The sequence below is a fragment of the Mesorhizobium sp. W016 genome (genome assembly GCF_054719485.1).
The window spans coordinates 2,503,363-2,527,090 of record NZ_JBTTIF010000002.1 but is presented as its reverse complement, the minus strand read 5'-3'; the positions used below and the strand labels follow the sequence as shown (position 1 = coordinate 2,527,090).

General features: G+C 62.6%; 24 protein-coding genes. 17 read left to right on the top strand and 7 right to left on the bottom strand.

Annotated elements, in window-relative coordinates; genetic code table 11:
- Nucleotides 1-109: 109 nt before the first annotated feature.
- The 9 genes from ACYG9V_RS12505 to ACYG9V_RS12465 all read left to right on the top strand — a co-directional run bounded on the left by ACYG9V_RS12505 (nucleotide 110) and on the right by ACYG9V_RS12465 (nucleotide 8,236).
- Complete coding sequence (locus ACYG9V_RS12505; RefSeq protein ID WP_023709796.1) at nucleotides 110-400, top strand: acylphosphatase; 291 nt, start codon at nucleotides 110-112, stop codon at nucleotides 398-400.
- 68 nt (nucleotides 401-468) lie between these two features.
- Entirely contained in the window at nucleotides 469-1,113 is a 645-nt protein-coding gene (locus tag ACYG9V_RS12500; protein ID WP_023834422.1) for a TetR/AcrR family transcriptional regulator, read from the top strand.
- Complete coding sequence (locus tag ACYG9V_RS12495; RefSeq protein WP_023805711.1) at nucleotides 1,082-2,245, top strand: isovaleryl-CoA dehydrogenase; 1,164 nt, start codon at nucleotides 1,082-1,084, stop codon at nucleotides 2,243-2,245. Before ACYG9V_RS12500 ends, ACYG9V_RS12495 begins: the two co-directional genes overlap by 32 nt.
- A 9-nt stretch (nucleotides 2,246-2,254) precedes the next feature.
- The gene (locus ACYG9V_RS12490) at nucleotides 2,255-3,160 is read left to right on the top strand and encodes a hypothetical protein (protein ID WP_155922473.1); all 906 of its coding nucleotides are present in this window, start codon (nucleotides 2,255-2,257) and stop codon (nucleotides 3,158-3,160) included.
- A gap of 8 nt (nucleotides 3,161-3,168) precedes the next feature.
- On the top strand, nucleotides 3,169-4,776 hold the full coding sequence (locus ACYG9V_RS12485; protein ID WP_352762981.1) for a carboxyl transferase domain-containing protein: 1,608 nt from the start codon (nucleotides 3,169-3,171) through the stop codon (nucleotides 4,774-4,776).
- Nucleotides 4,777-5,307, top strand: a complete 531-nt coding sequence (locus tag ACYG9V_RS12480) for an O-acetyl-ADP-ribose deacetylase (RefSeq protein ID WP_352762984.1) — start codon at nucleotides 4,777-4,779, stop codon at nucleotides 5,305-5,307.
- A 120-nt stretch (nucleotides 5,308-5,427) separates the two neighbouring features.
- On the top strand, nucleotides 5,428-5,802 hold the full coding sequence (locus ACYG9V_RS12475) for a hypothetical protein (RefSeq protein ID WP_023670207.1): 375 nt from the start codon (nucleotides 5,428-5,430) through the stop codon (nucleotides 5,800-5,802).
- A 45-nt stretch (nucleotides 5,803-5,847) separates the two neighbouring features.
- Nucleotides 5,848-6,225, top strand: coding sequence for a hypothetical protein (locus tag ACYG9V_RS12470; RefSeq protein WP_023684512.1), 378 nt, complete (start codon nucleotides 5,848-5,850; stop codon nucleotides 6,223-6,225).
- Between the two features lie 49 nt (nucleotides 6,226-6,274).
- Entirely contained in the window at nucleotides 6,275-8,236 is a 1,962-nt protein-coding gene (locus tag ACYG9V_RS12465; RefSeq protein ID WP_352762986.1) for an acetyl/propionyl/methylcrotonyl-CoA carboxylase subunit alpha, read from the top strand.
- Between the two features lie 65 nt (nucleotides 8,237-8,301).
- On the opposite strand, the gene ACYG9V_RS12460 is transcribed toward ACYG9V_RS12465, so the two are convergent.
- Nucleotides 8,302-9,423 (bottom strand): ABC transporter substrate-binding protein, encoded by a 1,122-nt coding sequence (locus ACYG9V_RS12460; RefSeq protein WP_023670204.1) that lies wholly within the window; start codon nucleotides 9,421-9,423, stop codon nucleotides 8,302-8,304.
- A 386-nt stretch (nucleotides 9,424-9,809) separates the two neighbouring features.
- Complete coding sequence (locus tag ACYG9V_RS12455) at nucleotides 9,810-10,076, bottom strand: SEL1-like repeat protein (protein ID WP_006199745.1); 267 nt, start codon at nucleotides 10,074-10,076, stop codon at nucleotides 9,810-9,812.
- A gap of 437 nt (nucleotides 10,077-10,513) precedes the next feature.
- Here ACYG9V_RS12455 and ACYG9V_RS12450 point away from each other — a divergent pair, with 437 nt between their 5' ends.
- Nucleotides 10,514-10,855, top strand: coding sequence for a DUF2147 domain-containing protein (locus ACYG9V_RS12450; RefSeq protein WP_023687258.1), 342 nt, complete (start codon nucleotides 10,514-10,516; stop codon nucleotides 10,853-10,855).
- 137 nt (nucleotides 10,856-10,992) lie between these two features.
- Here ACYG9V_RS12450 and ACYG9V_RS12445 read toward each other — a convergent pair whose 3' ends face one another.
- Nucleotides 10,993-11,223: a hypothetical protein gene (locus tag ACYG9V_RS12445; RefSeq protein ID WP_156935551.1), complete on the bottom strand. Its 231-nt coding sequence runs from the start codon at nucleotides 11,221-11,223 to the stop codon at nucleotides 10,993-10,995.
- A 51-nt stretch (nucleotides 11,224-11,274) separates the two neighbouring features.
- Here ACYG9V_RS12445 and ACYG9V_RS12440 point away from each other — a divergent pair, with 51 nt between their 5' ends.
- The 3 genes from ACYG9V_RS12440 (at nucleotide 11,275) to ACYG9V_RS12430 (ending at nucleotide 14,362) form a co-directional block, all read left to right on the top strand.
- Nucleotides 11,275-11,469, top strand: a complete 195-nt coding sequence (locus tag ACYG9V_RS12440; RefSeq protein WP_023702175.1) for a hypothetical protein — start codon at nucleotides 11,275-11,277, stop codon at nucleotides 11,467-11,469.
- A gap of 278 nt (nucleotides 11,470-11,747) precedes the next feature.
- Nucleotides 11,748-13,208, top strand: a complete 1,461-nt coding sequence (locus ACYG9V_RS12435; RefSeq protein WP_023731828.1) for an AMP nucleosidase — start codon at nucleotides 11,748-11,750, stop codon at nucleotides 13,206-13,208.
- A 140-nt stretch (nucleotides 13,209-13,348) separates the two neighbouring features.
- A complete protein-coding gene (locus ACYG9V_RS12430; RefSeq protein WP_156933752.1) occupies nucleotides 13,349-14,362 on the top strand; it encodes an endonuclease/exonuclease/phosphatase family protein in 1,014 nt (337 codons plus the stop codon).
- Between the two features lie 25 nt (nucleotides 14,363-14,387).
- Here ACYG9V_RS12430 and ACYG9V_RS12425 read toward each other — a convergent pair whose 3' ends face one another.
- Both ACYG9V_RS12425 and ACYG9V_RS12420 read right to left on the bottom strand, forming a co-directional pair.
- Complete coding sequence (locus ACYG9V_RS12425; protein WP_348625725.1) at nucleotides 14,388-15,134, bottom strand: DUF922 domain-containing protein; 747 nt, start codon at nucleotides 15,132-15,134, stop codon at nucleotides 14,388-14,390.
- Nucleotides 15,131-16,810 (bottom strand): electron transfer flavoprotein-ubiquinone oxidoreductase, encoded by a 1,680-nt coding sequence (locus tag ACYG9V_RS12420; RefSeq protein ID WP_023732013.1) that lies wholly within the window; start codon nucleotides 16,808-16,810, stop codon nucleotides 15,131-15,133. Before ACYG9V_RS12420 ends, ACYG9V_RS12425 begins: the two co-directional genes overlap by 4 nt.
- 303 nt (nucleotides 16,811-17,113) lie before the next feature.
- Between ACYG9V_RS12420 and ACYG9V_RS12415 the strand changes: the two genes are divergently transcribed.
- From ACYG9V_RS12415 to ACYG9V_RS12405, 3 genes are all read left to right on the top strand, one after another.
- Entirely contained in the window at nucleotides 17,114-17,668 is a 555-nt protein-coding gene (locus ACYG9V_RS12415) for a hypothetical protein (RefSeq protein ID WP_023698594.1), read from the top strand.
- A 141-nt stretch (nucleotides 17,669-17,809) separates the two neighbouring features.
- Entirely contained in the window at nucleotides 17,810-18,688 is an 879-nt protein-coding gene (locus ACYG9V_RS12410) for a uracil-DNA glycosylase (protein WP_023670194.1), read from the top strand.
- 233 nt (nucleotides 18,689-18,921) lie between these two features.
- The gene (locus tag ACYG9V_RS12405; RefSeq protein WP_023670193.1) at nucleotides 18,922-19,734 is read left to right on the top strand and encodes a helix-turn-helix domain-containing protein; all 813 of its coding nucleotides are present in this window, start codon (nucleotides 18,922-18,924) and stop codon (nucleotides 19,732-19,734) included.
- Nucleotides 19,735-19,753: 19 nt separating this feature from the next.
- Here the strand turns inward: ACYG9V_RS12405 and ACYG9V_RS12400 are convergent, their stop codons facing one another.
- Together ACYG9V_RS12400 and ACYG9V_RS12395 are read right to left on the bottom strand one after the other, a co-directional pair.
- The gene (locus tag ACYG9V_RS12400) at nucleotides 19,754-20,656 is read right to left on the bottom strand and encodes a DMT family transporter (RefSeq protein ID WP_352763086.1); all 903 of its coding nucleotides are present in this window, start codon (nucleotides 20,654-20,656) and stop codon (nucleotides 19,754-19,756) included.
- A gap of 170 nt (nucleotides 20,657-20,826) precedes the next feature.
- A complete protein-coding gene (locus ACYG9V_RS12395; protein WP_155921555.1) occupies nucleotides 20,827-21,039 on the bottom strand; it encodes a hypothetical protein in 213 nt (70 codons plus the stop codon).
- Nucleotides 21,040-21,076: 37 nt separating this feature from the next.
- Here ACYG9V_RS12395 and pepN point away from each other — a divergent pair, with 37 nt between their 5' ends.
- Nucleotides 21,077-23,716, top strand: coding sequence for an aminopeptidase N (gene pepN, locus ACYG9V_RS12390; protein WP_352762989.1), 2,640 nt, complete (start codon nucleotides 21,077-21,079; stop codon nucleotides 23,714-23,716).
- Nucleotides 23,717-23,728 lie beyond the last annotated feature (12 nt).

Below are 23,728 nucleotides of genomic sequence, written 5' to 3'. Positions count from 1 at the left end.
CGCCAAAGGCCAAGACAGAATCAGCCGGGTCCCCGGCTTCCGTCGATCCAACAACAATCCAACCGTTCAAGGCTGTTGCTTTCGTCCGATCCCGCGCCAGTTCTTGAGCATGGGAGATAACGACCGGCAAAAGGCGGTGCAGGCGCGCGTGCATGGTAAGGTGCAAGGCGTCGGCTATCGGATGTGGGCGCGACGCGAAGCGATAGGGCTTGGCCTCGTAGGTTGGGTACGCAATGAACGAGACGGCACGGTGACGGCCTCGATTGCCGGTGCCGATGCTGCGGTTTCCACAATGATCGAACGGCTCCGGCAAGGGCCACGGGGTGCTTCGGTTTCGAAGGTCGAGATCGAAGAATTCGAACTCCTCGACGCGCCCATCGACTTTCGGATCATTGTCTAGACGGAACCACTTTATTGCCGCTTGAATTAATCGAACGTTCGTTTTATTACTAAAAGGGGGAGGCGATCATGGCACGCACAACGGGATCCGATGGCGAAAAAACTGAAGCGGCCGTCCGCGAGGCGGCGGTCAGCCTGATCGCCCGCTTCGGCTACGAGGCGACGTCGATGCGACAGCTTGCCGCCGAGGTCGGCGTCCAGGCGGCCGCGCTCTACCGCTATTTTCCGACGAAGGAAGACCTGCTGTTCACGCTGATGCGCGAACATATGGAAGGGCTGATCGAAGCGTGGGACGCCGCACGCCCCGACGCAGCCGATCCGGCAATGCGGCTTGCCGCCTATGTCGAAAACCACATCGCTTTCCACATCGAGCGCCGCCACTCCACCCATGTCTCGAACATGGAATTGCGCAGCCTGTCGCATGACCGGCTGACGCAGATCCTTCGCATGCGCACCGCCTATGAGAAGGAGTTGCGGGCCATCCTGCGCGACGGCGCGGAGGCCGGCGCCTTCAGTGTCGATGACACCGGGCTCACTGCCATGGCCCTGATCCAGATGATGACCGGCGTCATCGTCTGGTTCCGGCCGGGCGAGCGGCTGTCGATGGCTGAAGTCACGGCGACATATCTTTCAATGACAATGCGCCTGGTTGGCGCGAAGATCGAAATCGGGGAGGAACGGCATGTACACGAACACACTCAGCTTCGGGCATGACGAAGACATCGAGGCGCTGCGCGATCTGGTGCGCCGCTTTGCCCAGGAGAAAATAGCGCCGATTGCTGCCGAGATCGACCGCAGCAATCAATTCCCCACGCATCTGTGGAAAGAGCTCGGCGCGCTCGGCCTTCTCGGCATCACCGCCGATCCCGATTTCGGCGGCAGCGGCATGGGCTATCTCGCCCATGTCATTGCGGTGGAAGAGATTTCGCGCGCCTCGGGCTCGGTCGGCCTTTCCTACGGCGCCCATTCGAACCTCTGCGTCAACCAAATCAACCGCTGGGCGACGCCGGCGCAGAAGGAGAAATTCCTGCCGGCATTGTGCTCGGGCGAAAGGGCAGGTGCGCTGGCCATGTCGGAATCGGGCGCCGGCTCCGACGTCGTCTCGCTCAAGCTGCGCGCCGAAAAGCGCAACGATCGCTATGTGCTCAAAGGCTCGAAAATGTGGATCACCAACGGCCCCGACGCCGAAACGCTGGTGGTCTACGCCAAGACCGATCCGGAGCGGAAATCGCGCGGCATCACCGCCTTCATCGTCGAAAAGACCATGGCCGGCTTCTCGGCATCGCCAAAGCTCGACAAGCTCGGCATGCGCGGCTCCAACACCGGCGAACTGGTGTTCGACAATGTCGAGGTGCCCTATGACAATGTGCTGCATGAGGAGGGCCGCGGCGTCGAGGTGCTGATGTCGGGCCTCGACTACGAGCGCACCGTGCTCGCCGGCGGCCCGCTCGGGCTCATGGCGGCCTGTCTCGACGTGGCGATCCCCTATGTGCATGAGCGCAAGCAGTTCGGCCAGCCGATCGGCGAGTTCCAACTCGTGCAGGGCAAACTTGCCGACATGTATTCGACGATGAACGCCGCGCGCGCTTACGTTTATGCTGTCGCGGCTGCCTGCGATCGCGGCCAGACGACACGCAAGGATGCCGCCGGCTGCGTGCTGTTTGCCGCCGAAAAAGCGACGCTGATGGCGCTCGACGCCATCCAGCTGCTTGGCGGCAACGGCTATACCAACGAGTATCCGACCGGCCGGCTGTTGCGCGACGCCAAGCTCTACGAAATCGGCGCCGGCACCAGCGAGATTCGACGCTGGCTGATCGGGCGCGAGATCATGGCGGAAGGGGTGTGAGCGATTTCAATGCCTGGTTTGCCAAAATACCTTGGAGTATTAGCACGGACTATCGTCGCATTGATCCCATTGTCGGGATTTGCGAATGCCGCCTCTTCAGATATGCCGCAATTTCGAGACGTTGCAGCACTGCGGGTTGAAGTCATTTCCCGCCTGAAGGCTGACAGCCGAGTCAAGCAAGCAATTCCCAACCCCGCCGATCCGGCGCGTCTTGACGTAACCAGGGTCGGTTCTACCGGCAAGGATATTCATCTTCAGGTGGACGTTACGAACCTGCTAGGCCGCATTCGCGACCTGCCGGCGGGAGAGGCGGAAACCGAAATCGAACGTTTTCTAACCACGCTCGTGCTCAGCGATAGCGAAAGCGGCTTCCAGGCCGATCTACTGATTGCCAACATTCGACCGCGCGAACATCTCGACGCTTTCAAAGGCGATGGCACAGAGCCCGACAAAGGACCGGCGTTTGAAACCTTGGCGGGTGACGTCGTGATCCTTTACCAGATCGACAATGAGGACTCGCTCGCCAGCGTCCGGCTTGACGATGTTGGAGACCGCTCACTCGCACAGCTTCGCCAGCTTGCTCTGGAAAACATCAACAAGCAGATTACGAAGGTCAAGCAGGAGCGTATCCTCGACGGGATATCGATCTTCACCGTCGAAGGGGATGAGGCCATCTCACCCGCTCTCCTCCTGACCGAAAAATTCTGGGCCACGCTTGGACCGCAATTCCCCAACGGCGTTTTCATAGCCATTCCAAAACGCGATGCCATCGTCGTTGTAGACAAGCGGCTTCCCAATGCGGTTCAGTTTGCTCGCTCATTTATTGACAAGGTTTTCAAGACCGAACCTGATCTTCTCTCCGAGTACATTTTCGAGCGCCGTGACGGCAAGCTGCAAGTCGTGGCAGAGCAATAGGAACCGATGTGGCCGTACTCCAAACCCAGATCTCGCCCTCCTCCGAAACCTACCTCGCCAATGCCGAGCGCATGCGGGCGCTGGTTGCCGACATTGCGGACAAGGCGGCAACCGTCGAGCGCGGTGGCTCGGAGGAGGCGCGCGAGCGTCATGTTTCGCGCGGCAAGCTGTTGCCGCGCGAGCGGCTGGCGCAATTGCTCGACACCGGCTCGCCTTTCCTCGAGATCGGCCAGTTCGCGGCATGGTCCATGTATGGCGAGGAGATTTCCTCGGCCGGCATCATCGCCGGCGTCGGCCGTGTCGAAGGGACCGAGGTGATGGTCGTGGTCAACGACGCCACGGTGAAGGGCGGCACCTATTATCCGCTCACGGTGAAGAAGCATTTGCGCGCGCAGGAGATCGCGCTGCAAAACAATCTGCCTTGCGTCTATCTGGTCGACAGCGGCGGCGCCAACCTGCCCAACCAGGACGAGGTGTTTCCCGACCGCGAGCATTTCGGCCGCATCTTCTACAACCAGGCCAACATGTCGGCGGCCGGCATTCCGCAGATCGCCTGCGTCATGGGCTCATGTACTGCGGGCGGCGCCTATGTGCCGGCAATGTCGGACGAGACGATCATGGTGCGCAACCAGGCGACCATTTTTCTCGGCGGCCCGCCTCTGGTGAAGGCGGCTACGGGCGAAGATGTCAGCGCCGAGGAGCTTGGCGGCGCCGACGTGCACACCAGGCTGTCCGGTGTCGCCGACCACTATGCGCTGGACGACGAACATGCGCTGGCCATCTGCCGGCGCATCGTCAAAAACCTCAACCGGCGCAAGACTGTAAGCTTGACCTTACAGAAACCCATGCCGCCGCTTCATGACGCGCAGGAACTCTACGGCATCGTGCCGACGGATCTGCGCCAGCCCTATGATGTGCGCGAGGTGATCGCGCGCGTCGTCGACGGCTCCGATTTCGACGAGTTCAAGCAGAATTACGGCACCACGCTGGTCACCGGCTTTGCCCATCTTCAGGGCATGCCGGTCGGCATCATCGCCAATAATGGCGTGCTGTTTTCCGAAAGTGCTGTCAAGGGCGCGCATTTCATCGAACTGTGCTGCCAGCGCAAGATCTCGCTGATCTTCCTGCAGAACATCACCGGCTTCATGGTCGGGCGGAAATACGAGGCCGGCGGCATCGCCAAGGACGGCGCCAAGCTGGTGATGGCGGTCGCCACCGCTCGCGTGCCGAAGGTGACGATGATCATCGGCGGCTCGTTCGGCGCCGGCAATTACGGCATGTGCGGACGCGCCTACTCGCCGCGGTTCCTGTGGATGTGGCCGAATGCGCGCATTTCGGTGATGGGCGGCGAACAGGCGGCGACCGTGCTGGCGGTGGTCAAGCGCGAGGGCATCGAGCGCAAGGGCGGTGAGTGGAGCGCGGACGAGGAAGCGAAATTCAAGAAGCCGATCCTGATGAAATACGAGCATGAGGGCCACCCGCTCTACTCCTCGGCGCGGCTGTGGGACGACGGCATCATCGATCCGGTGAAAACGCGCGAAGTGCTCGCGCTCAGCCTTTCGGCCGCGCTCAACGCCGACATCGAAGAAACGAAGTTCGGCGTGTTCAGGATGTAGATGAGCAAGTTCGGCGAACGGATACATGTCCACACCGGCGACATCACCAGGCTTGCGGTCGATGCCATCGTCAACGCCGCCAATTCCTCGCTGCTGGGCGGCGGCGGCGTCGACGGCGCCATTCACCGAGCCGCAGGCCCGGAGCTCGAATTCGAATGCCGGATGCTGAACGGCTTCAAGGTCGGCGAAGCAAAGCTTACCAAGGGCTATCACCTGCCGGCACGTTACATCATCCACACGGTCGGACCTGTCTGGCAAGGCGGCGGAAAAGGCGAAGCCGGGCTGCTCGCCTCCTGCTATATCAGGTCGCTCGAAAACGCCGCCGCCAGGGATTGCCGGACCGTGGCATTTCCGGCGATCTCCACCGGCATCTACCGTTATCCGAAAAATGAGGCGACGCAGATTGCCGTTGGCATCGCAGGTACCTTCGTCGGACAGAACTCAACGCCCGAAACAGTTATTTTCTGCTGCTTCGACGAGCCAACAGCTCAACTATACCGACAAGCCGTTGCTGCCATTGAAGGATGCTAGTCTGCATGGATAAGATGGTTCATCCACCTACGCAAAAGAAATTTTCGGTGAGCAGGCTGGCGGCACTGGAGAATAGACGCTATTGTTCATCCCGCATTGGGCAACGGGGATGGGGTAAAGATGAGGCCGAAATATTCGGGAAAAACGACTGCGTCGGTACTTGCAGTCTTGCTTATATTTGCGGTACCCGGCGTTGGCGCCGCGGCATCGCTGGCGGGAAGCAAAGGCGACATCCATTTCTATCCGTATTTGCCGAAAAGCCCGAAAGACCAGTGCACCATGGCTTACAACGCCTATGTGGCCGCCGGCGGCCATTCGGCCTATGCGACCACGCCCTATGCCCGGATCCGTTCGTTGTACATCATCTGCGGCTCGGGCTTGAATGCACCGTCACAGAAGGCTGCCGAAGAACGGGCGATGAAATCCTGCGAGTCCGCCCGCAGCCATTACAAGGTCATTACAGGGGCTGGCTGCGAAGTTGCGGCATCGAAGTAGGCCGACAAGCATCGGCTTGGGCATTTTTCAAATGGGCGGCGCAAGATGAAATCGACACGCATCAAACGAATTACTGTATCGATGCTTGCCGGCCTGCTCGTATTTACGGCACCCGGTATCGGAGCGGCTGGATCGCTGGCGGGCAGCAAGGGAGACACCCGATTCTGGCCTCCGTTGTCACTGAATCCAAAGGAGCCCTGCACGAAGTCGTACAACGCCTATGTCGCGGCGAGTGGCCACTCGGCCTACGCGACCACATTCTACTCGCGCGTCGACGATCTTTACATCATCTGCGGTGCGCGGCTGAACGCGCCATCTCAGAAGGCCGCGGAAGAGTTGGCGTTGCGAAGCTGTCAGGTTGGCCTGAAAAAGTGGAAGGTTCAGACCGCGAGCGGCGGCTGCAAAATCGCGGCTTCGAAATAGGCTCATTCCTGCCAGACCGGCGCCGCCCGAGACAAACCCGGGAGGCTCCATGTTCGCCAAGATCCTGATCGCCAATCGCGGCGAGATCGCCTGCCGGGTGATCCGCACCGCACGTAGGCTCGGTGTGCGCACGGTTGCCGTCTATTCCGACGCGGATTCCGAGGCTCTGCATGTCGAGATGGCCGACGAGGCGGTGCATATCGGTCCCTCGCCCGTCGGCGAAAGCTATCTGCGCGGCGACAGGATTGTTGCGGCGGCGCTGGCGACCGGCGCCGAAGCAATCCACCCCGGCTACGGCTTCCTCTCGGAAAACCCCGATTTCGTCGACCAGATGGTGGCGGCGGGGCTCACATTCATCGGCCCGTCGGCCGCCTCGATCCGCGCCATGGGGCTGAAGGATGCGGCCAAGCGGCTGATGGAAAAGGCCGGCGTGCCGGTGGTGCCGGGCTATCATGGCGAGGCGCAGGAGATCGTGCTGCTGGCGTCCAAGGCGCGTGAGATCGGCTATCCCGTTCTGATCAAGGCGCGCGCCGGCGGTGGCGGCAAGGGCATGCGCCGGGTCGAACATCCCGACGATTTCTCCGAGGCGCTGTCGGGCGCACGGCGCGAGGCCAAGGCCGCGTTCGGCGACGACCGCGTGCTGGTCGAAAAATATGTCGACAAGCCGCGCCACATCGAGGTCCAGGTATTCGGCGACAATTTTGGCAATGCCGTGCATCTCTACGAGCGCGACTGCTCGGCGCAGCGCCGCCACCAGAAGGTGATCGAGGAAGCGCCGGCGCCCGGCATGACGCCGGCGCTGCGCGAGGCGATGACGGAAGCGGCGGTCAAGGCCGCCAAGGCGATCAGCTATTCGGGCGCCGGCACCATCGAATTCATCGTCGACGCCTCGCAGGGGCTGAAGGCCGACCGTTTCTGGTTCATGGAAATGAACACCCGCCTGCAGGTCGAGCATCCCGTCACCGAAATGGTCACCGGCACCGACCTGGTCGAGTGGCAGTTGCGGGTAGCCGCCGGCGAAAAGCTGCCGAAGACGCAGAGCGAAATCACGCTTTCCGGCCACGCCTTCGAGGCGCGCATCTATGCCGAGGACGCGGCGAAAGGGTTTCTGCCGGCGACCGGCACGCTGCATCACCTGGCGTTTCCCGACAACGCGCCCGAAGGCGCCAGCATGCGCATCGAGACCGGCGTGCGGCCCGGCGATGCGATCTCGCCCTTCTACGATCCGATGATCGCCAAGCTGGTCGTCCATGCCAAGGACAGGCAGGCGGCACTCGATGCGCTCGGCACTGCGTTGTCGCAGACCGAGATTGCCGGCTCGACCGTCAACACCGCGTTTCTCGCGGCACTTGCCGCGGACGCAGATTTTTCGGCCGGTGATGTCGATACCGGCCTGATCGGCAGGCACCAGGAAGCGCTGACCGCGGTCGCCCCGCCGCGCAGCGAGATCGTTGCCGCGGCGGCCCTTGCCGCGGCGGGCGCCGGTGCCTTGCCGCCGTCGAACGATCCGTGGTCGTCACTTGCCGGCTATGCGCATTTCCACAGCGTTGCGCGCCGCACGCGCCTGCGCCATGGCGAGGACGATATACTGGCGCGTGTTTCAGTGCGGCCGGACGGGCGCTTCGAGGTGGCGCTCGACGCGCCCTATGACAGCGTCAATTCGCATGATCTTCGCGCCGCCCCTCGCCTTGCCCGCTGGCCAGGCCACGTCACCGTGTTCGAAGGCGCCGTCGGCTACAGTTTCCTCGTCCCGGATCCGCTGGCGCGAACCGACGAGGCGGCCGCCGCTTCCGGCAGCCTGCGCGCGCCGATGCCGGGCCTGGTCAAGCTGGTGCGCGCGGCAAAGGGCGAAAGGGTGATCAAGGGCCAGCCGCTGTTGATCCTGGAAGCGATGAAGATGGAGCACACGATCGCGGCCAGCCATGACGGCGTGATCGCCGAGATCGCCACAGAGGGCGCGCAGGTCACCGACGGAACGGTGCTGGTGCGCTTCGTTGAAGAGGCTTCATAGCCGGCTGGAGGCTTGAACAAAAATGGCCGGGACAAGCCCGGCCATTTCCATGAGTACGCGGCCGCTTACTGCGCGATCGGTGCGTATTTGCCGTCGTGCCACTGGTTGATGTCGTAGCTGGCGTTCTTCAGATCGCCCTTCTCGTCAAAGGTCACGTCGCCGACCACGGTGCTGAACGGCGTGCCGTTCTTCAGCGCTTCGGCGACCTTGACCGGATCGTCCGTTCCGGCGCGCTTGACGCCCTCTGCAAACGCCTGAACGACGGCGTAGGAGAACAGCGTGAAGCCTTCCGGCACGAAGCCGCCCGCCTTGATCTTGGCGATGGCTTCCTTGGCTTCCGGCTTGGCCTGCGGGTCCGACGGGAAGACGAACAGGGTGCCTTCACCGGCGGGGCCGGCGACCTGCCAGAATTCCGGCGAGGCGATCGAGTCCGGCATGATCAGCTGGAACTTGACGCTCTGCTCGGCCGACTGACGCAGGATAAGCCCGGCTTCCGGGTGATAGCCGCCGAAATAGACAACGTCGGCCTTGAGGTCCTTCAGCTTGGTGACGAGAGCCGAATAATCCTTCTCGCCGGCATTGATGCCTTCATAGTCGATCTCCTTGAGGCCACCGGCATTCATCGTCGCCTTCACGGCATCGGCAACGCCCTGACCGTAGGCGCTCTTGTCATGCAGGATAACGACATTCTTGCCGGCATATTTCTTGGCGATCCACGGGCCAATGAAGGCGCCCTGCGCGTCGTCACGCGTATAGAGACGCATGATCGTCGGCCAGCCGGCCTTGGCGGCGGCATCGGTCAGCTCGGGATTTGAAGAGGCCGGGCTCATCATCAGCGCGCCGGCCTCGGCGTAGACGGCGGAAGCCGGGATGCTCGAACCTGAACAGGCATGGCCGTCAATAAACTTGACGCTGTTGGCAACGATCCGGTTGGCCACCGAAACCGCCTGCTTGGGATCGCACTGGTCGTCCTCGATGTCGAGCTTGATCATCGAGCCGTTGACACCGCCGGCGGCGTTGATCGCGTCGGCGGCTGCCGTTGCGCCCTGCTTGAACTGGTCGCCGATCGTGGCGAGCTGTCCGGTCATCGGGCCGACCACCGAAATGGTGATGTCATCGGCAAAGGCAACCGGCGCGCTCATCATCAGGCCAAATACGGCCGCGCTCAAAATACCCATTTTTTTCATGGTGATAGAACTCCTCCCACACTCGCGCAGCCGCTCTGGCCGCGCTTCTTTCCGAAGGCGGGACAATTTCATCCTTCATTGGGCCTGTCTAGGCGCATCGGCGCCGCTCGATTGGGCCTCATCAACGCAAAAAGCCACGCCAGCCTGTTCCGGCCGGTCGTGGCTTTTTGCTCGTAGCAGTCCCCATGCGCCCCCGCGCCACGAAAACCTGCCCGCCGTCCCCATTGTGCACGACTGGACCGTGCCGGCCTGCCGCGTTCTTGTTCTTTCATGGTCGGCCGTCTTGTCGCGGCCTTGTCGTTTCACCGGTTCCGACCGTCTTTGCGGTCTTGATCCCGGGGCTTCCCTGTTTTCGATAATCTGCCTGCGATAATCTGCTCGCGATCTCAGTGCATCGTCATCCATTCGCGGGCTTCGCGCAGCGCCTTGGCGATCTCGACCTTGGACATTGCGGCCGACAGTTCCGAGCGCAGTTCCGCGGCGCGGACCGAGCCCTTGATGGCGGCGATGTTGAACCATTTGTGGGCGGCAACGACATCGGTCTCGCAATCGCGGCCGGTCGCATACATCATGCCCAGTTCGAAAAGAATGTCGGCCTGGGCAGTTGCCCCCATGGCGCCGAAGCCGGCTTCAAGCATTTCAAAACGTGCCATTTTAGTCCCCTGTCTGGCTCCCGAGAGCGGGCCTCTTCTGTCCCCCGGTGTTCCCTGGGGAGCCGCTCTTTCGATGCTTCCGAGAATGAGGCCGAGCCTTGAATCCGTCGTTAAATGGCGTGCTTAATTTGGAGAAAACAAAGCTAAAACAAGAGGTAAACGCGGAAATTCGTTAAGGATACAAAGTCAGCAATCCCGCCGTTTCTCGACCGATTTGACGAAAATTTGCAAGGCGCCGATCAACACTCTGCTAACCACGCGAACCAAAGCCAACGCCTCGATCGTTTCATTTCCACGGGCTGCACTCTCCCGACCCCGCATGAAAATTGCGAAACCTTCCGTCGCGGCACGCTTTTGTTTTGCCGGGAGCTGGATTAGCTTACGTTTGCGTAAGGGGCAGAGAGGCGGCTGCCCCATCTAAACCAGGGAGGACAGATATGTTTCGCAAAGTGAGCTTGGCCCTGGCGGCCGCCGTGATGATGGCTGGTGCGGCTTGGGCCGATCCGATCGAAGGCAATTGGAAGACACAAGCCGGCGACACAGCAGTTATCGGCGGCAGCGGTTCATTCTCCATCACCCTGAAGACCGGCAAATATGCCGGGAAGACCATCGGTTCGCTCAAGGCGGCCGGGGCCAACAAATATGCCGGCAACATCACCGATCCGGCAAACGACAAGACCTATTCGGGCAAGGCAACACTGTCGGGCACCTCGCTCAAAATGAGCGGCTGCGTGCTCGGCGGGCTGATCTGCAAGAGCCAGACCTGGCACAAGCTTTGATCTTGCTGCTTTGAGTTGACCAACGGGGCCTTCACAGGCCCCGTTTTCTTTTTGCAGGACGGTCCGCGCCATAGCGACGACCGTGCCGTTTGCGGCGGCGCAAACCCGAACCGACGCTCTCTCTAAGACCTCGTCAATCACTTTGAACCGCAGATGAACGTCGGCATCAGCGCCGGTTCAGTCGCATCAGGGCATTTTGATGGCGTGTTCAAGGAGACACTACGCAAATGCTCGCTCGCCGCTTCACCATCGTCTGCCTGTTGATGAGCCTGTTCGGGATGCTCTTCGCCATCCTCGTGGCCGAAGCCGGCCGCCCGGCCCGTTCCTGGGATGCAGCCAGTTCCTGCCAATTCGATTGCATGAACCATTTTCGCCCCTAAGACGACAAAGACATAGATCCAAACAGAAAAGCAAAAGCCATGAACCGCATCGCCATCAACGCCCTCCAGACCCTTCGGCTCCTGCCGCGGGCGGCGCTCGTCCTGGTCGTGCTGTCGGCGCCGGTCCTGGTCATGCCGATGATGCGGGCCAATGCCGACACGACGATCGACGCGCCGGCGACGAAGAAGCATGGCGTCGGCTTTGTCTTGCTGGTCAGTCTGCAGCGCGGGTAAGGTGTGCGGGTATTAAGGTGATGCCGGCCTGCAAGTGGCGGCCTTTGGTGCTCACATACTTCGAGTACGCTCCGCTCCGGTTCTCGAAGCCAACCAGTTTGGTCGCTTCGCGCCCGTCTTCGACTCCGGCTCAGCCTTACCTGAATCTCAGCACACCTTGGGCGTGGACGAATAAATCGACCACTTGGCGGCCATCCTCCCCTCCCAAGTGCGGCCTCAAGTCTCTATATTGAGCCATGGAAAAGCGAATCTACCCACAAGCTATCGAATCGGTCGTCATGCCGGAGCCTTTCGGCAAGCAGAGCTTCGACGACGCCAAAAAGGCCGTGGCCGCCTTGCAGGTGCTCTACGACCGCAACACCAAGTTTCTGCGCGACTCCTTTGCCACGCTTGCCGCCGGCGGCGACGAAAGCAAGCGCTACCGCGCCTTCTACCCAGAGATCGGCGTCACCACCAATTCGTTCACCCAGATCGACTCGCGCCAGGCTTACGGCCACATGCCGACCCCCGGGCATTTCTCGACCACCATCACCCAGCCGGTGCTGTTCGAACGCTATCTCGTAGAGCAGCTTCGCCTGATCATGCGCAATCACGGTGTGCCGGTAACGGTTTCGGAATCGACCACGCCGATCCCGCTGCATTTCGCGTTCCTTGAAGGAACCCATGTCGATGGCGCCGCCGCCGACCGCATCAAACGGCCGATCCGCGACCTGTTCGACGTGCCGGATCTTGACGGCACCGACGACCAGATCGCCAACGGCACCTTCGAGGTCGCGTTCGGCGAACCAAGGCCGCTGGCGCCGTTCACGGCGCAGCGCATCGACTATTCGCTGCACCGCATGACGCACTACACGGCGACGAGCCCGCAGCATTTCCAGAACTTCGTGCTGTTCACCAACTACCAGTTCTACATCGACGAGTTCGTCGCCCGCGCGCGGGCCCAGATGGCTGAAGGCGGCCACGGCTATACCGAATTCGTCGAACCGGGCAATGTCATCACCAAGGCAGGGCAAAACGCACCCAGCGAAGGCGTGGCGGCGCCGCGCCTGCCTCAGATGCCAGCCTATCATCTGAAGAAGCCGAACCATGGCGGCATCACCATGGTCAACATCGGCGTCGGCCCGTCCAACGCCAAGACGATCACCGACCATGTCGCGGTGCTGCGGCCACATGCATGGCTGATGCTCGGCCATTGCGCCGGCCTGCGCAACACTCAGGCGCTGGGCGACTATGTGCTGGCGCATGCCTATGTCCGGGAAGACCATGTGCTGGACGATGACCTGCCGGTGTGGGTGCCGATACCGCCGCTGGCCGAGATCCAGGTGGCGCTGCAGGAGGCGGTCGCCGAAGTCACCGGACTTTCCGGCTACGATCTCAAGCGCATCATGCGCACCGGCACCGTCGCCACCATCGACAACCGCAACTGGGAACTGCGCGACCAGCGCGGACCGGTGCAGCGGCTGTCGCAGTCGCGCGCCATCGCGCTCGATATGGAATCGGCCACGATCGCCGCCAATGGCTTCCGCTTCCGCGTGCCCTACGGCACGCTGCTTTGCGTCTCCGACAAGCCGCTGCATGGCGAGTTGAAGCTGCCCGGCATGGCGACCGAATTCTACAAGCGGCAAGTGGCGCAGCATCTGACCATCGGCATCAAGGCGATGGAGAAGCTGGCGGAAATGCCGATGGAACGGTTGCATTCGCGCAAGCTGAGAAGCTTTTCGGAGACGGCCTTTCAGTAGACCGGCTTGCCGTAAATGTTTGCCGCGAGGCGTTTCGTCATCTTGATTGGGCCGCATTTCAGCCGATAAAGGCCTGATACCTCGGCAATGTATTACCCGGTCTATGGGCAAAACCCGGTCTGATGGCACGCGTGCGAAAGATGATGGCTTCAATGGCGTTCCTGGCAATGCTCGGCCTCTCGGCCGCGCTTGTAGCCGGGTTCTTTGGCGCACTGCATCCGGCCTTCGATTCCTTCGCCCATTTCCGCATCCATTTTGCCGTGCTGATGGGGCTGATTGCGCTGCCGCTGCTCGCCACCTCGTTTCGCCTGCAGGCGGGCGTGGGCCTGCTGCTGGCCGTGGCCGCCTTCGCCAGCACGTTGAGCACCTTGCCGCGCCTGTGGCCGGTGCAGGCCGCCAATGACGCCGCGCCCGGCAACGAACCGGTCTACCGGCTGCTGCAGATGAACCTGCGTTTCAACAATCCGACACCCAAGAAGGTTCTTTCGCTGATCGCCAGGACCAACCCGGACGTGATCACGCTCGACGAAGTATCGGCCATGTGGGCGACCGAACTCGGCTATATCGAGAACGCCTATCCCTATCGCATCCTGTGCGCCCATCCCGACGGCGTGTGGGGCGTGGCGCTTTTGTCCCGGCGACCTTTTGCGGCCGGCACCGAGCCGCATTGCGAACCGCGCGGCGCGATGGCGGCCGCCACCGTCGATTTCGGCGGCACTCCGGTCGATGTCGCGGCGATCCATTTGAGCTGGCCGTGGCCGAAGGAACAATACTGGCAGATCGGCGAGTTGACCGAGACGCTCACCTCGCTCGGCGAGACGGCGATCATGGCCGGCGACTGCAATGCCGTGCCGTGGAGCGCCGCGGTACGGCGCGTTGCCTCGCTCGGCGGACTGACCGTGATGCCGTCGGCCGGACCGACCTGGATCCACCGGACCCTGCCCGATTTCCTGCGGCGCTATGTGGGCCTGCCGATCGACCAGGTGTTTTCGAAGGGCGGGGTGACCATCCTGTCGTCGACGCAGATGGAAGAGACCGGCTCCGACCATCTGCCGGTGATGGTGGAATTTTCATTGATGCGCGACGAGACCAAGCCGGTCGACGAGGATTCTACCGCGACTGTGTCGCTGATCCAGCCCAGCATGGGCGGCTAGATCGTACGCCACGGGGCTTACGGTTTCACAAGCCTACCAAGGCCTCGATGATGCGCTCGACATGGCCGCCTTCACTGTGCTCGCGCGCGTCGAACGCGATCTGTTTTGCCTCATAGAGCTTGGAAGTGGCTTGCAAGCGCCGCGTGGCTTCGACGCGCGTTTTGTTGCATTGCGGATCGTTGGCAAATTTCAGGCCGCGAACCGACCGCTCGGCAGCCTGCATCATCTGCCCGGCGATACGGCCATGGGTTCCTTCATGAGCGAGAACGCCTGTGAAAAACCGGTTCCAGCGTTTGCGCAGCGCCGGCGTGACGGCCGAGGCGACGCGCGGGTAGGTGTAGGCGATGTTGAGCGTTCCATTGGCCTGGCGCAGGCGGCAGACGCCGTTGACCTGACCCACGTCCAGGCTCCAGTCGGCGGTGTAGCTTGTCTGCGCGATGGCGTGGGTCATGAAACCGTGCTTGGGGCCCCTGCGGTTCATGGCGATAACCAGACCGGCACCTGTCGTGCCGGTGATGTCATAGGTTCGCGTCTTGACGACGGTTTTCACCCCCGCCGACGCCGTCCCGACGACGCCGCAGGCCGCGCTTACGACGGCGACGCAAAACAAGACCACCACGCGCATGCCATTTTCCCCATGGACGCGGCAATGAGACCACAAGCAGACGACGGTTTCAACAATCTTTGGCGCCGAGCGCCTTACATGCCTTGGTAAACCCGGCCATCGCCGCCATTTTTGCTGGTTGAGACGGCCCCGGTCGGTGAGGCTCACATGCCCTGATAGACCGGGCCTTCGCCGCCTTGTGGCGGCACCCAGTTGATGTTCTGGTTGGGATCCTTGATGTCGCAGGTCTTGCAGTGCACGCAGTTCTGCGCGTTGATGACGAAACGCACATCCTTGTCAGACGGATCGGCGGCGGCGTTGCCGTCCTTGTCGACCCATTCGTAAACACCGGCCGGGCAATAGCGGGTCGAAGGCCCGGCAAAGACATCATGCTCGGAACGCTTCTGCAACTCCATGTCGCCGACGATGAGATGCACCGGCTCGTTTTCCTCGTGATTGGTGTTGGACAGGAACACCGAGGACAGGCGGTCGAAGGTCAGCACGCCGTCCGCTTTGGGATAGGCGATCTTCTTGTGCTTGGCCGCGGGCTCAAGCGTGGCATAATCGGCCTTGCCATGTTTCAGCGTGCCGAAGGGCGAGAAGCCGAACAGCGTGTTCAGCCACATGTCGAGACCACCGAGGCCGACGCCGATAATGGTGCCGAAGCGCGACCAGAGCGGCTTGACGTTGCGGACCTTCTTCAAATCCTTGCCGATATCGGTCGCGCGCCAGGCGTCCTCATAAGACGACAGTTCGTCATTGGCGCGGCCGGAGCCGATCGCTTGCGCGACATGCTCGGCCGCCAGCATGCCGGACAGCACCGCATTGTGCGAACCCTTGATGCGCGGCACGTTGACGAAGCCCGCCGCACACCCCATCAGCACGCCGCCGGGGAAGGAGAGTTTCGGCACCGACTGCCAGCCGCCTTCGGTAATGGCGCGCGCGCCGTAGCCGATGCGCTTGGCGCCCTCGAAGGTGCGCGATATCGCCGGATGCGTCTTGAAGCGTTGGAATTCCTCGAAGGGCGACAGCCAGGGGTTCTTGTAGTTGAGATGCAGGACGAAGCCGACCGCGACCTGGTTATCCTCGAGGTGGTAGAGGAAGGAGCCGCCGCCTGTCTTCAGGTCGAGCGGCCAGCCGAAGGAGTGCTGCACCAGGCCCGGCCGGTGGTTCTCGGGCTTGACCTGCCACAGCTCCTTGAGGCCGATGCCGTATTTGCCGGGCTCACGGCCGTCGGACAGTTTGTATTTTGCGATCAGCTGCTTGGACAGCGAACCGCGCGCGCCCTCGCCGATCAGCACGTATTTGCCCATCAGCGCCATGCCCGGCGCAAAGCCCGGGCCATGTGTGCCGTCTTTTTCGACGCCCATGTCGCCGGTGATGACGCCCGTGACGGCGCCGGCATCGTTGTAGACGAGGCTGACGGCAGCAAAGCCCGGATAGATTTCGACGCCTAGCGCTTCAGCCTTGGTTGCCAGCCAGCGGCAGACATTGCCGAGCGAGACGATGTAGTTGCCGTGATTGCTCATCAGCGGCGGCATCAGGATATTGGGCAGACGGAACGAGCCGGCGGGGCCGAGCACCAGGAAATCGTCGGCCGTAACCGGCGTCTTGAAGGGGTGGCCATCTTCCTCGCGCCAGCCCGGCAACAGGCGGTCGATGCCTATGGGATCGACGACGGCGCCTGACAGAATGTGGGCACCAACCTCGCCGCCCTTTTCCAACACCACGACGGAAAGCTCGGGATTGACCTGCTTGAGACGGATCGCTGCGGCAAGGCCCGCCGGGCCGGCCCCGACGATGACCACGTCGAATTCCATGCTCTCGCGTTCGATCTCGCTCATCAACCCCTCCGCACTGGCCGACCGTTTCCGGGCATTTTGCTGGCTCCTGCGCTGCATAGCGCATCAATCCGCGACAGGAAACCGGCGCTGACGTGACAATGCCGATTTCGACAAAAAGTCGCGGATGACAACTCTGCCGCAAGCGTTTTGCGCGCGGCCGCGCTCAGCGTCCCATATTTTAATTGTTCGACGGCTCTCTTATCGGCCATACTTATTTCCATGCGCACGCCGTCCGGCTATTCATTGACGCGCTTCCCCCTTCCGCCCGGCCGGACCTGCCGAGCGATCCTTCTCGCCCTTTCAATGCTTACGCCGGTTCGCGCTCAGGCCGAGCCGGTGAAGGTGTGGGCGACCGGCGCCTATTCCTTTTCCGACGAGCTTGGCGGTTTCCACATCACCGGCGCCTCGGGCACCGGCACCAAGGAAGATCCGTTGGTCATCTCCGAGGAGCTGAATTCGTCGACGCCGGTGACGCTCACCATCCGCACCACCAAACCGATCCAGCCGTTCAGCACCAACGGCGAATTCGCCAACGGCATCCTGTACATGCGTATCGAGGTGCTCAACAACAGCGGCCAGGCCTGGGTTGAATTCCAGTTCGAGCTGCAGGAGATACTCAACCAGCCGAGCGTGTTCGGCGACGGCCTGTCCTTCGACCAGCGCAACAAGACGCCCGACAACATCCTGTCGAGCGCGTACGCCGATTTCGACCGCGATTTCGAACCCTATGACCGGCTCTTGTTCAAGAGTGGACAGATCGACCCGCTGAAGAGGGGACGCTTCGAGTTTCTGATCACCGACTACACGCCGCGCTGGACGTTCTATCTGGTGCAGGATCCGCGGATACCGACGGGGTAAGCGGCAGACGCCGTGAAAATCGCCACGAAATGCCCTTCGTGATTGGCGAAAGCCGACGAGCGCGTAATCTCCCTCCTTGAGGGGGAGATTACTAACCGCCCAACCTTGCAAATCGTCTCTCGGCGGACGAATGTGCCCGGTATGACTGCCGCCTCCCCCAACAACCGATCCGACCTGGCCGAGTTGCTCGCCTTCTACGCCTCTGCCGGTGTCGACGAAGCGTTGGAGGACGCGCCGGTGAACCGGTTTGCCGGGGCAGCACCGAAGCGCCCCGAGCGCACAACGGCGCCTGCCGCGCCGCCTCGCGAAAACAAGTTTCCGGAACAAGCCGCCGCCAGCCCCGGGCTGGACGCAAGCCGGGTGCCGGACGCGCCGGCGCGTTCCGTTCCGGCCATGGCGACGGTGCCCGACGAGGCACAGGCGGCCCTGGCCCGGCAAATGGCGGCAAGTGCCTCGACGCTCGACGAACTGCGCCAGCACATGGCGTCGTTCGATGGCTGCAACCTCAAATTCACCGCCAAGAACCTGGTCTTTGCCGACGGCAATCCGGAAGGTTCGGTGATGTTGGTCGGCGAGGCGCCCGGCCGCGACGAGGATATTGAGGGCCTGCCCTTCGTCGGCCGCTCGGGCCGGCTGCTCGACCGCATGCTGGCGGCGATCGGGCTTGACCGGACTTCGGTCTATATCGCCAACGTCATTCCCTGGCGGCCACCCGGCAACCGCACGCCGACGCCGCACGAGACCGAAATCTGCCGTCCCTTCATCGAGCGGCAGATAGAGCTGGTCAATCCGAAGGTGCTGGTCAATCTCGGCGGCCCTTCGGCCAAAACCCTGCTCAACACTACCGAGGGCATCCTGCGCCTGCGCGGCAATTGGCAGGTGCACACGACGGTGTCGGGCACTGCCATTCCGGCCATGCCGACGTTGCACCCGGCCTATCTCTTGCGGACGCCGGCGCACAAGAAACTGGCGTGGCGGGATTTTCTCGAGGTGAAAGCGAAGTTGCGAGAGGTGGGCTAGCTAGCTGATCTCCCCCTTGAGGGCCCTTGGAGGGGGAGATGTCGCCGAAGGCGACTGTGGGGTCGTTGCGCGTGGAGCGCCAACGTCCATTTCCGTAAGAAGGTCGCATCCCGTCGAACCCCTTCTGGCCTGCCGGCCATCTCCCCCTCAAAGGGGGAGAAGATTTCGCCTCGGCCTCCGCTATAACCTCCGACGTAATTGAAATCCCTCTCCCGCCGCCTTAATCCTGCCCGATGACAACAGCCCAAACCTCCGCCGGCAGCCTGATCCGCGAATGGCGCACGCGCCGGCGCATGAGCCAGCTTGATCTCGCAATGGAGGCTGAGATTTCCCAGCGTCATCTCTCCTTCGTCGAAAGCGGCCGCGCCGCGCCCTCGCGCGAGATGGTGCTGCATCTGGCCGAGCAGCTTGAGATTCCGCTGCGGCAGCGTAATCAGCTGTTGCTGGCTGCCGGCTTTGCCCCGAGCTTCAGCGAGCGGCCACTCACAGATGCGACGCTGGCGCCGGCGCTTGCCGCGGTCGAGAGCGTGCTCAAAGGGCATGAGCCGTTCCCCGCCCTGGCCGTCGACCGGCACTGGAACCTGATTTCCGCCAATGCCGCCATCGGCCCGTTTCTGGCCGATGTTGCCGAGCCGTCGCTGCTCCAGCCGCCGGTCAATGTGCTGCGCCTCAGCCTGCACCCGAACGGCATCGCACCGCGCATCGTCAATCTCGCGGAATGGCGGGCGCATCTGCTGGAGCGGCTGAAACACCAGAACGATGCCGCCGGCGATCCCGTCCTGGTCGAGCTGGAGCGCGAATTGCGAACCTATCCGTCCGGGCTCAAGGGTGCGCGGCCGGTGCCGGTCGAGCCCAACGGCATCGTCCATCCGCTGCGGCTGGCGCATGGCGACCAGGTGCTGTCCTTCATCAGCACCATCACCGTCTTCGGCACGCCGCTTGACGTGACGCTGTCGGAACTGGCGATCGAGTCTTTCTTCCCGGCCGACGAGCAGACGCGAGCGGTGCTGGTGCGGCTGGCGAAGGAACGTGCGGAAGCTAACTGAGCCAACCCCGCGGACCTCCTCACCCCTGTGGTGGCGCTGCCTTGCGCGTTCGGGTGCGTTCCAGGCCGAGTTGGCGCTCGCGCCAGATGATGAACATGCCGGCGGCAACGACGATCACACCGCCGACGAGCGTGTTGATGGTGGCGATATCGCCAAAGGCGAAATAGCCGACGACCACGCCGAGGATCATCGAGGTGTATTCGAACGGCGCCACCACCGAAGCTTCGGCATGGCGGTACGCCGCCGTCATCAAAATCTGCGCCAGCCCGCCACAGAACCCTGCTGCGACCAGCAGACCGGCCTGCAGCGGCGTCAGCGCCTGCCAGCCGAAGGGCAGCGTAAGCAGCGCCATGACACTCGCCGTCGCCGAGAACCACAACACGATGGTCGCTGTTCGTTCAGTCTGGACAAGATTGCGCACGAGCAGGATGGCATTGGCGGAGATTGCTGCAGAAACAAGAGCAGCGATGACGCCCAGCACCTCCTGGTCGCCGAGCGCGACGCCCGACGTGAGCAGCGTCAGCTCCGGCCAGGAGATGATCAGCACGCCGACCAGACCGACCGCAACCGCGCTCCAGCGATAGACGCGAATGGCTTCGCCGAGGAATAGCGAGGAGAACACCACCACCAGCAAAGGCTGGGCATAGTTCAGCGTGATCGCCTCAGGCAGCGGCAGCCGGATCAGCGCAAAGAAGCCGAGCCCCATGGCGCAAACGCCGACGACACCGCGCGCAATGTGGTTCAGCGGGCGTTTGGTGGCGAACGCCGTGCCCAGTTTTCTCTTGAAGGCCAGGAAGGCGATGATCGGGAAGATGGCGAAGAAGGAGCGGAAGAAGACGATCTGGCCGGCCGGCAAAGTGCCGGCGGCCTTGATGCAGGTTTGCATGCCGACAAAGACCGCCACCGACATGACCTTGAGCATGATCCCGGTGAGAACATTAGAGCGCCGCGCGTCGTCTTCGACGCGTAAAGGACGCTCTGACACTTTAAATCTGCGCATCGTGCTTTCCAAAAATCGACATCGATTATTGGGCCGATGCGCGCCGGGATGATCGGACAGTTTCCCGCCCGCTTCGTCTCCAGGGCCGGCTTTCACTGTTTTGTTGCTTCCCGGATCTCCGCTGAGATGCGCGTCGAACGACGCGGTAAACAGGCGCCCATGCCGAACTTCGATGTGACGACGGTCATCAAGGCCTCACGATAATGGCGGAAGGGGAACGCCCCGAAATAGGCATTGGCGCAGTTTTGTCGAGTGACCGTTTCGTGTAAAGAGCGCGCAACTTTAGATTTAATGGGCCAGGACACGTCAGCGGCTCCGATAGCGACAGGGAAACCCAAGGGAATGCGAACCGATACCGGCCAGGTCTTCAAGCTCGAAGACTACCGCCCCAACGACTTTTCCATCCCGCAAACCGGCCTCACCTTCCGCCTTTCGCCAGACGCAACGCGTGTCACCGCAGTGCTGACGATCGAACGCCGCGATGGCGCCGCCGTCTCGACGTCGCTGGTGCTGGACGGCGACGGGCTGGTGCTCAAGCGCATTGCCATCGACGGTCGCGAGCTTGCCCCGGCCGAGTATCTCGCCACGCCGGACCAGCTGACCATTTTGAGGCCGCCGGCCCGTTTCCAGCTGCTGCTCGAGACCGAGATCGCGCCGGCCAGCAATGAGGCGCTGATGGGCCTCTACCGCTCCAGCAATGTCTACTGCACGCAATGCGAGGCCGAGGGCTTTCGCCGCATCACCTATTTCCTCGACCGCCCCGACATCCTGTCGGTCTATACCGTGCGTATCGAGGCAAGGTTGGACGAAGCGCCGCTGTTGCTTTCCAACGGCAATCCGGTCGAAAGCGGCGCGCTTGCCGACGGCTGGCACTTTGCAGTCTGGGACGACCCCTTCCCCAAGCCGTCCTATCTGTTTGCGCTCGTGGCCGGCAATCTCGGCAAGGTTGCGGACAGTTTCGTCACCATGTCCGGGCGCGAGGTCGAACTCGGCATCTATGTCGAGCCAGGCAAGGAGGGGCTTGCCGGCTACGCCATGGACGCGCTGAAGCGCTCGATGCAATGGGACGAGCAGGCCTTCGGCCGCGAATACGACCTCGACGTCTTCAACATCGTCGCCGTTTCCGACTTCAACATGGGGGCCATGGAGAACAAGGGCCTCAATATCTTCAACGACAAGTATGTGCTGGCCGACCGGGAAACCGCCACCGATGCCGATTTCGCCAATATCGAGGCGATCATCGCGCATGAGTATTTCCACAACTGGACCGGCAACAGGATCACCTGCCGCGACTGGTTCCAGCTCTGCCTTAAGGAAGGGCTGACGGTCTTTCGCGACCATGAATTCTCCGCCGACCAGCGCTCGCGTGCGGTCAAGCGCATCGCCGAAGTGCGCACGCTCAGGGCGCACCAGTTCCCCGAGGACCAGGGACCGCTGGCGCATCCGGTACGGCCGCGCCGCTACCGCGAGATCAACAATTTCTACACGGCGACGGTCTACGAAAAAGGCTCGGAAGTCGTGCGCATGATCCGCACGATTCTCGGGGCCGAGGCTTTCCGCGCCGGCATGGACCTCTATTTCGAGCGCCATGATGGCGAGGCCGCGACGATCGAGGACTTCCTGAAGGTGTTCGAGGACGCCTCCGGGCGCGACCTGTCTCAGTTCGCGCTCTGGTATCACCAGGCGGGCACCCCGAACCTGACCGTCAGTTCGACGCACAATCCGGCGACGCGCGAGTTTACCCTCGAGATCGAGCAGTCGGTGCCGCCGACACCGTCGGAGAGCCGCAAGCGCCTGATGCACATTCCGCTCACCTTCGGCTTGGTCGGCGCCGGCGGCGAACCGGTCGCCTATGGCGGCGTCGAAGGCGCCACCGTCGAAGACGGTGTCATCCATATCCGCAAGCGCCGACATATGGTGCGCTTCTCAGGCGTCGCCGAGCGGCCGGCGGTGTCGCTCAATCGCGGCTTTTCGGCGCCGATCACACTTTCGGTCGAGCAGAAGGCCGACGACCAGTTCTTCCTCGCCGGCCATGACAGCGATGCCTTCGCGCGCTGGCAGGCGTTCAACACGCTGCTCACCGATGCGCTGATAGCGGCCTTCCGCCAGATCCTCGGCGGCGCGAAGCCGGCTTTCACCGCCAGGCTGACCGGACTTGCCGGCAAGATCGCCGGCGACGAGACCCTGGAACCTGCCTACCGGGCGCTGGCGCTGTCACTTCCGGGCGAGGCCGACATTGCCCGCGACATCGGCACGAACATCGATCCCGACGCCATCTTTGCCGCTCGCGAGGCGTTGGCGCTGGCAATCGCGCGCGCCAATCAGCAAACGTTCACCGACCTATACGGCCGCCTCGCCGGCGACGGGCCGTTCAGCCCCGACGCGGCAAGTGCGGGACGCCGCGCGCTGCGCAACATCCTGCTCGACTACCTCTCGCTGCTGCCGAAAGGTGCTGCGCTCGCCGCCCGGCATTTCGAAACCGCGACCAACATGACCGACCGCGCCGCAGCGCTGACCGTCCTTGCGCACCGCCATGACGGTTCGCCGGAGGCGATCAAGGCGCTGGCCGATTTCGAGGCGCGTTATGGCGCCGATCCGCTGGTCATGGACAAATGGTTCCAGATCCAGGCCAGCGTGCCGGGACGCCGGACAGTCGACACGGTACGCGAGCTGACTGGTCACGCAGCTTTCTCGATGGCCAATCCGAACCGGGTGCGCTCGCTGGTCGGCACATTCGCCAGCGCCAACCAGACCGGCTTCCACCGCGCCGATGGCGAAGGCTACCGGTTTTTTACCCAGACCGTACTCGAGGTTGAAAAACGCAATCCGCAAGTGGCGGCCAGGCTGGCGACAGCGCTGCGCTCGTGGCGCTCGCTGGAGCCGGGCAGGCAAGCCAAGGCCAGGGAAGCGCTGCTGGCCATCGCCGGTGCCGAGAACCTGTCGGCGGATTTGCGGGACATTGTGGAGCGAACGCTGGCCTGATCCCTCTCCCTT

What these genes read in the sequence shown, in the direction of transcription:
- ACYG9V_RS12505 (WP_023709796.1), top strand. Translation starts at nt 110, where the DNA reads ATGGGAGATAACGACCGGCAAAAGGCGGTGCAGGCGCGCGTGCATGGT.
- ACYG9V_RS12500 (WP_023834422.1), top strand. Translation starts at nt 469, where the DNA reads ATGGCACGCACAACGGGATCCGATGGCGAAAAAACTGAAGCGGCCGTC.
- ACYG9V_RS12495 (WP_023805711.1), top strand. Translation starts at nt 1,082, where the DNA reads ATGTACACGAACACACTCAGCTTCGGGCATGACGAAGACATCGAGGCG.
- ACYG9V_RS12490 (WP_155922473.1), top strand. Translation starts at nt 2,255, where the DNA reads ATGCCTGGTTTGCCAAAATACCTTGGAGTATTAGCACGGACTATCGTC.
- ACYG9V_RS12480 (WP_352762984.1), top strand. Translation starts at nt 4,777, where the DNA reads ATGAGCAAGTTCGGCGAACGGATACATGTCCACACCGGCGACATCACC.
- ACYG9V_RS12475 (WP_023670207.1), top strand. Translation starts at nt 5,428, where the DNA reads ATGAGGCCGAAATATTCGGGAAAAACGACTGCGTCGGTACTTGCAGTC.
- ACYG9V_RS12470 (WP_023684512.1), top strand. Translation starts at nt 5,848, where the DNA reads ATGAAATCGACACGCATCAAACGAATTACTGTATCGATGCTTGCCGGC.
- ACYG9V_RS12465 (WP_352762986.1), top strand. Translation starts at nt 6,275, where the DNA reads ATGTTCGCCAAGATCCTGATCGCCAATCGCGGCGAGATCGCCTGCCGG.
- ACYG9V_RS12460 (WP_023670204.1), bottom strand. Translation starts at nt 9,423, where the DNA reads ATGAAAAAAATGGGTATTTTGAGCGCGGCCGTATTTGGCCTGATGATG.
- ACYG9V_RS12455 (WP_006199745.1), bottom strand. Translation starts at nt 10,076, where the DNA reads ATGGCACGTTTTGAAATGCTTGAAGCCGGCTTCGGCGCCATGGGGGCA.
- ACYG9V_RS12450 (WP_023687258.1), top strand. Translation starts at nt 10,514, where the DNA reads ATGTTTCGCAAAGTGAGCTTGGCCCTGGCGGCCGCCGTGATGATGGCT.
- ACYG9V_RS12445 (WP_156935551.1), bottom strand. Translation starts at nt 11,223, where the DNA reads ATGGTTCATGCAATCGAATTGGCAGGAACTGGCTGCATCCCAGGAACG.
- ACYG9V_RS12440 (WP_023702175.1), top strand. Translation starts at nt 11,275, where the DNA reads ATGAACCGCATCGCCATCAACGCCCTCCAGACCCTTCGGCTCCTGCCG.
- ACYG9V_RS12435 (WP_023731828.1), top strand. Translation starts at nt 11,748, where the DNA reads ATGCCGGAGCCTTTCGGCAAGCAGAGCTTCGACGACGCCAAAAAGGCC.
- ACYG9V_RS12430 (WP_156933752.1), top strand. Translation starts at nt 13,349, where the DNA reads ATGATGGCTTCAATGGCGTTCCTGGCAATGCTCGGCCTCTCGGCCGCG.
- ACYG9V_RS12420 (WP_023732013.1), bottom strand. Translation starts at nt 16,810, where the DNA reads ATGAGCGAGATCGAACGCGAGAGCATGGAATTCGACGTGGTCATCGTC.
- ACYG9V_RS12415 (WP_023698594.1), top strand. Translation starts at nt 17,114, where the DNA reads ATGCTTACGCCGGTTCGCGCTCAGGCCGAGCCGGTGAAGGTGTGGGCG.
- ACYG9V_RS12410 (WP_023670194.1), top strand. Translation starts at nt 17,810, where the DNA reads ATGACTGCCGCCTCCCCCAACAACCGATCCGACCTGGCCGAGTTGCTC.
- ACYG9V_RS12405 (WP_023670193.1), top strand. Translation starts at nt 18,922, where the DNA reads ATGACAACAGCCCAAACCTCCGCCGGCAGCCTGATCCGCGAATGGCGC.
- ACYG9V_RS12400 (WP_352763086.1), bottom strand. Translation starts at nt 20,656, where the DNA reads ATGCTCAAGGTCATGTCGGTGGCGGTCTTTGTCGGCATGCAAACCTGC.
- pepN (WP_352762989.1), top strand. Translation starts at nt 21,077, where the DNA reads ATGCGAACCGATACCGGCCAGGTCTTCAAGCTCGAAGACTACCGCCCC.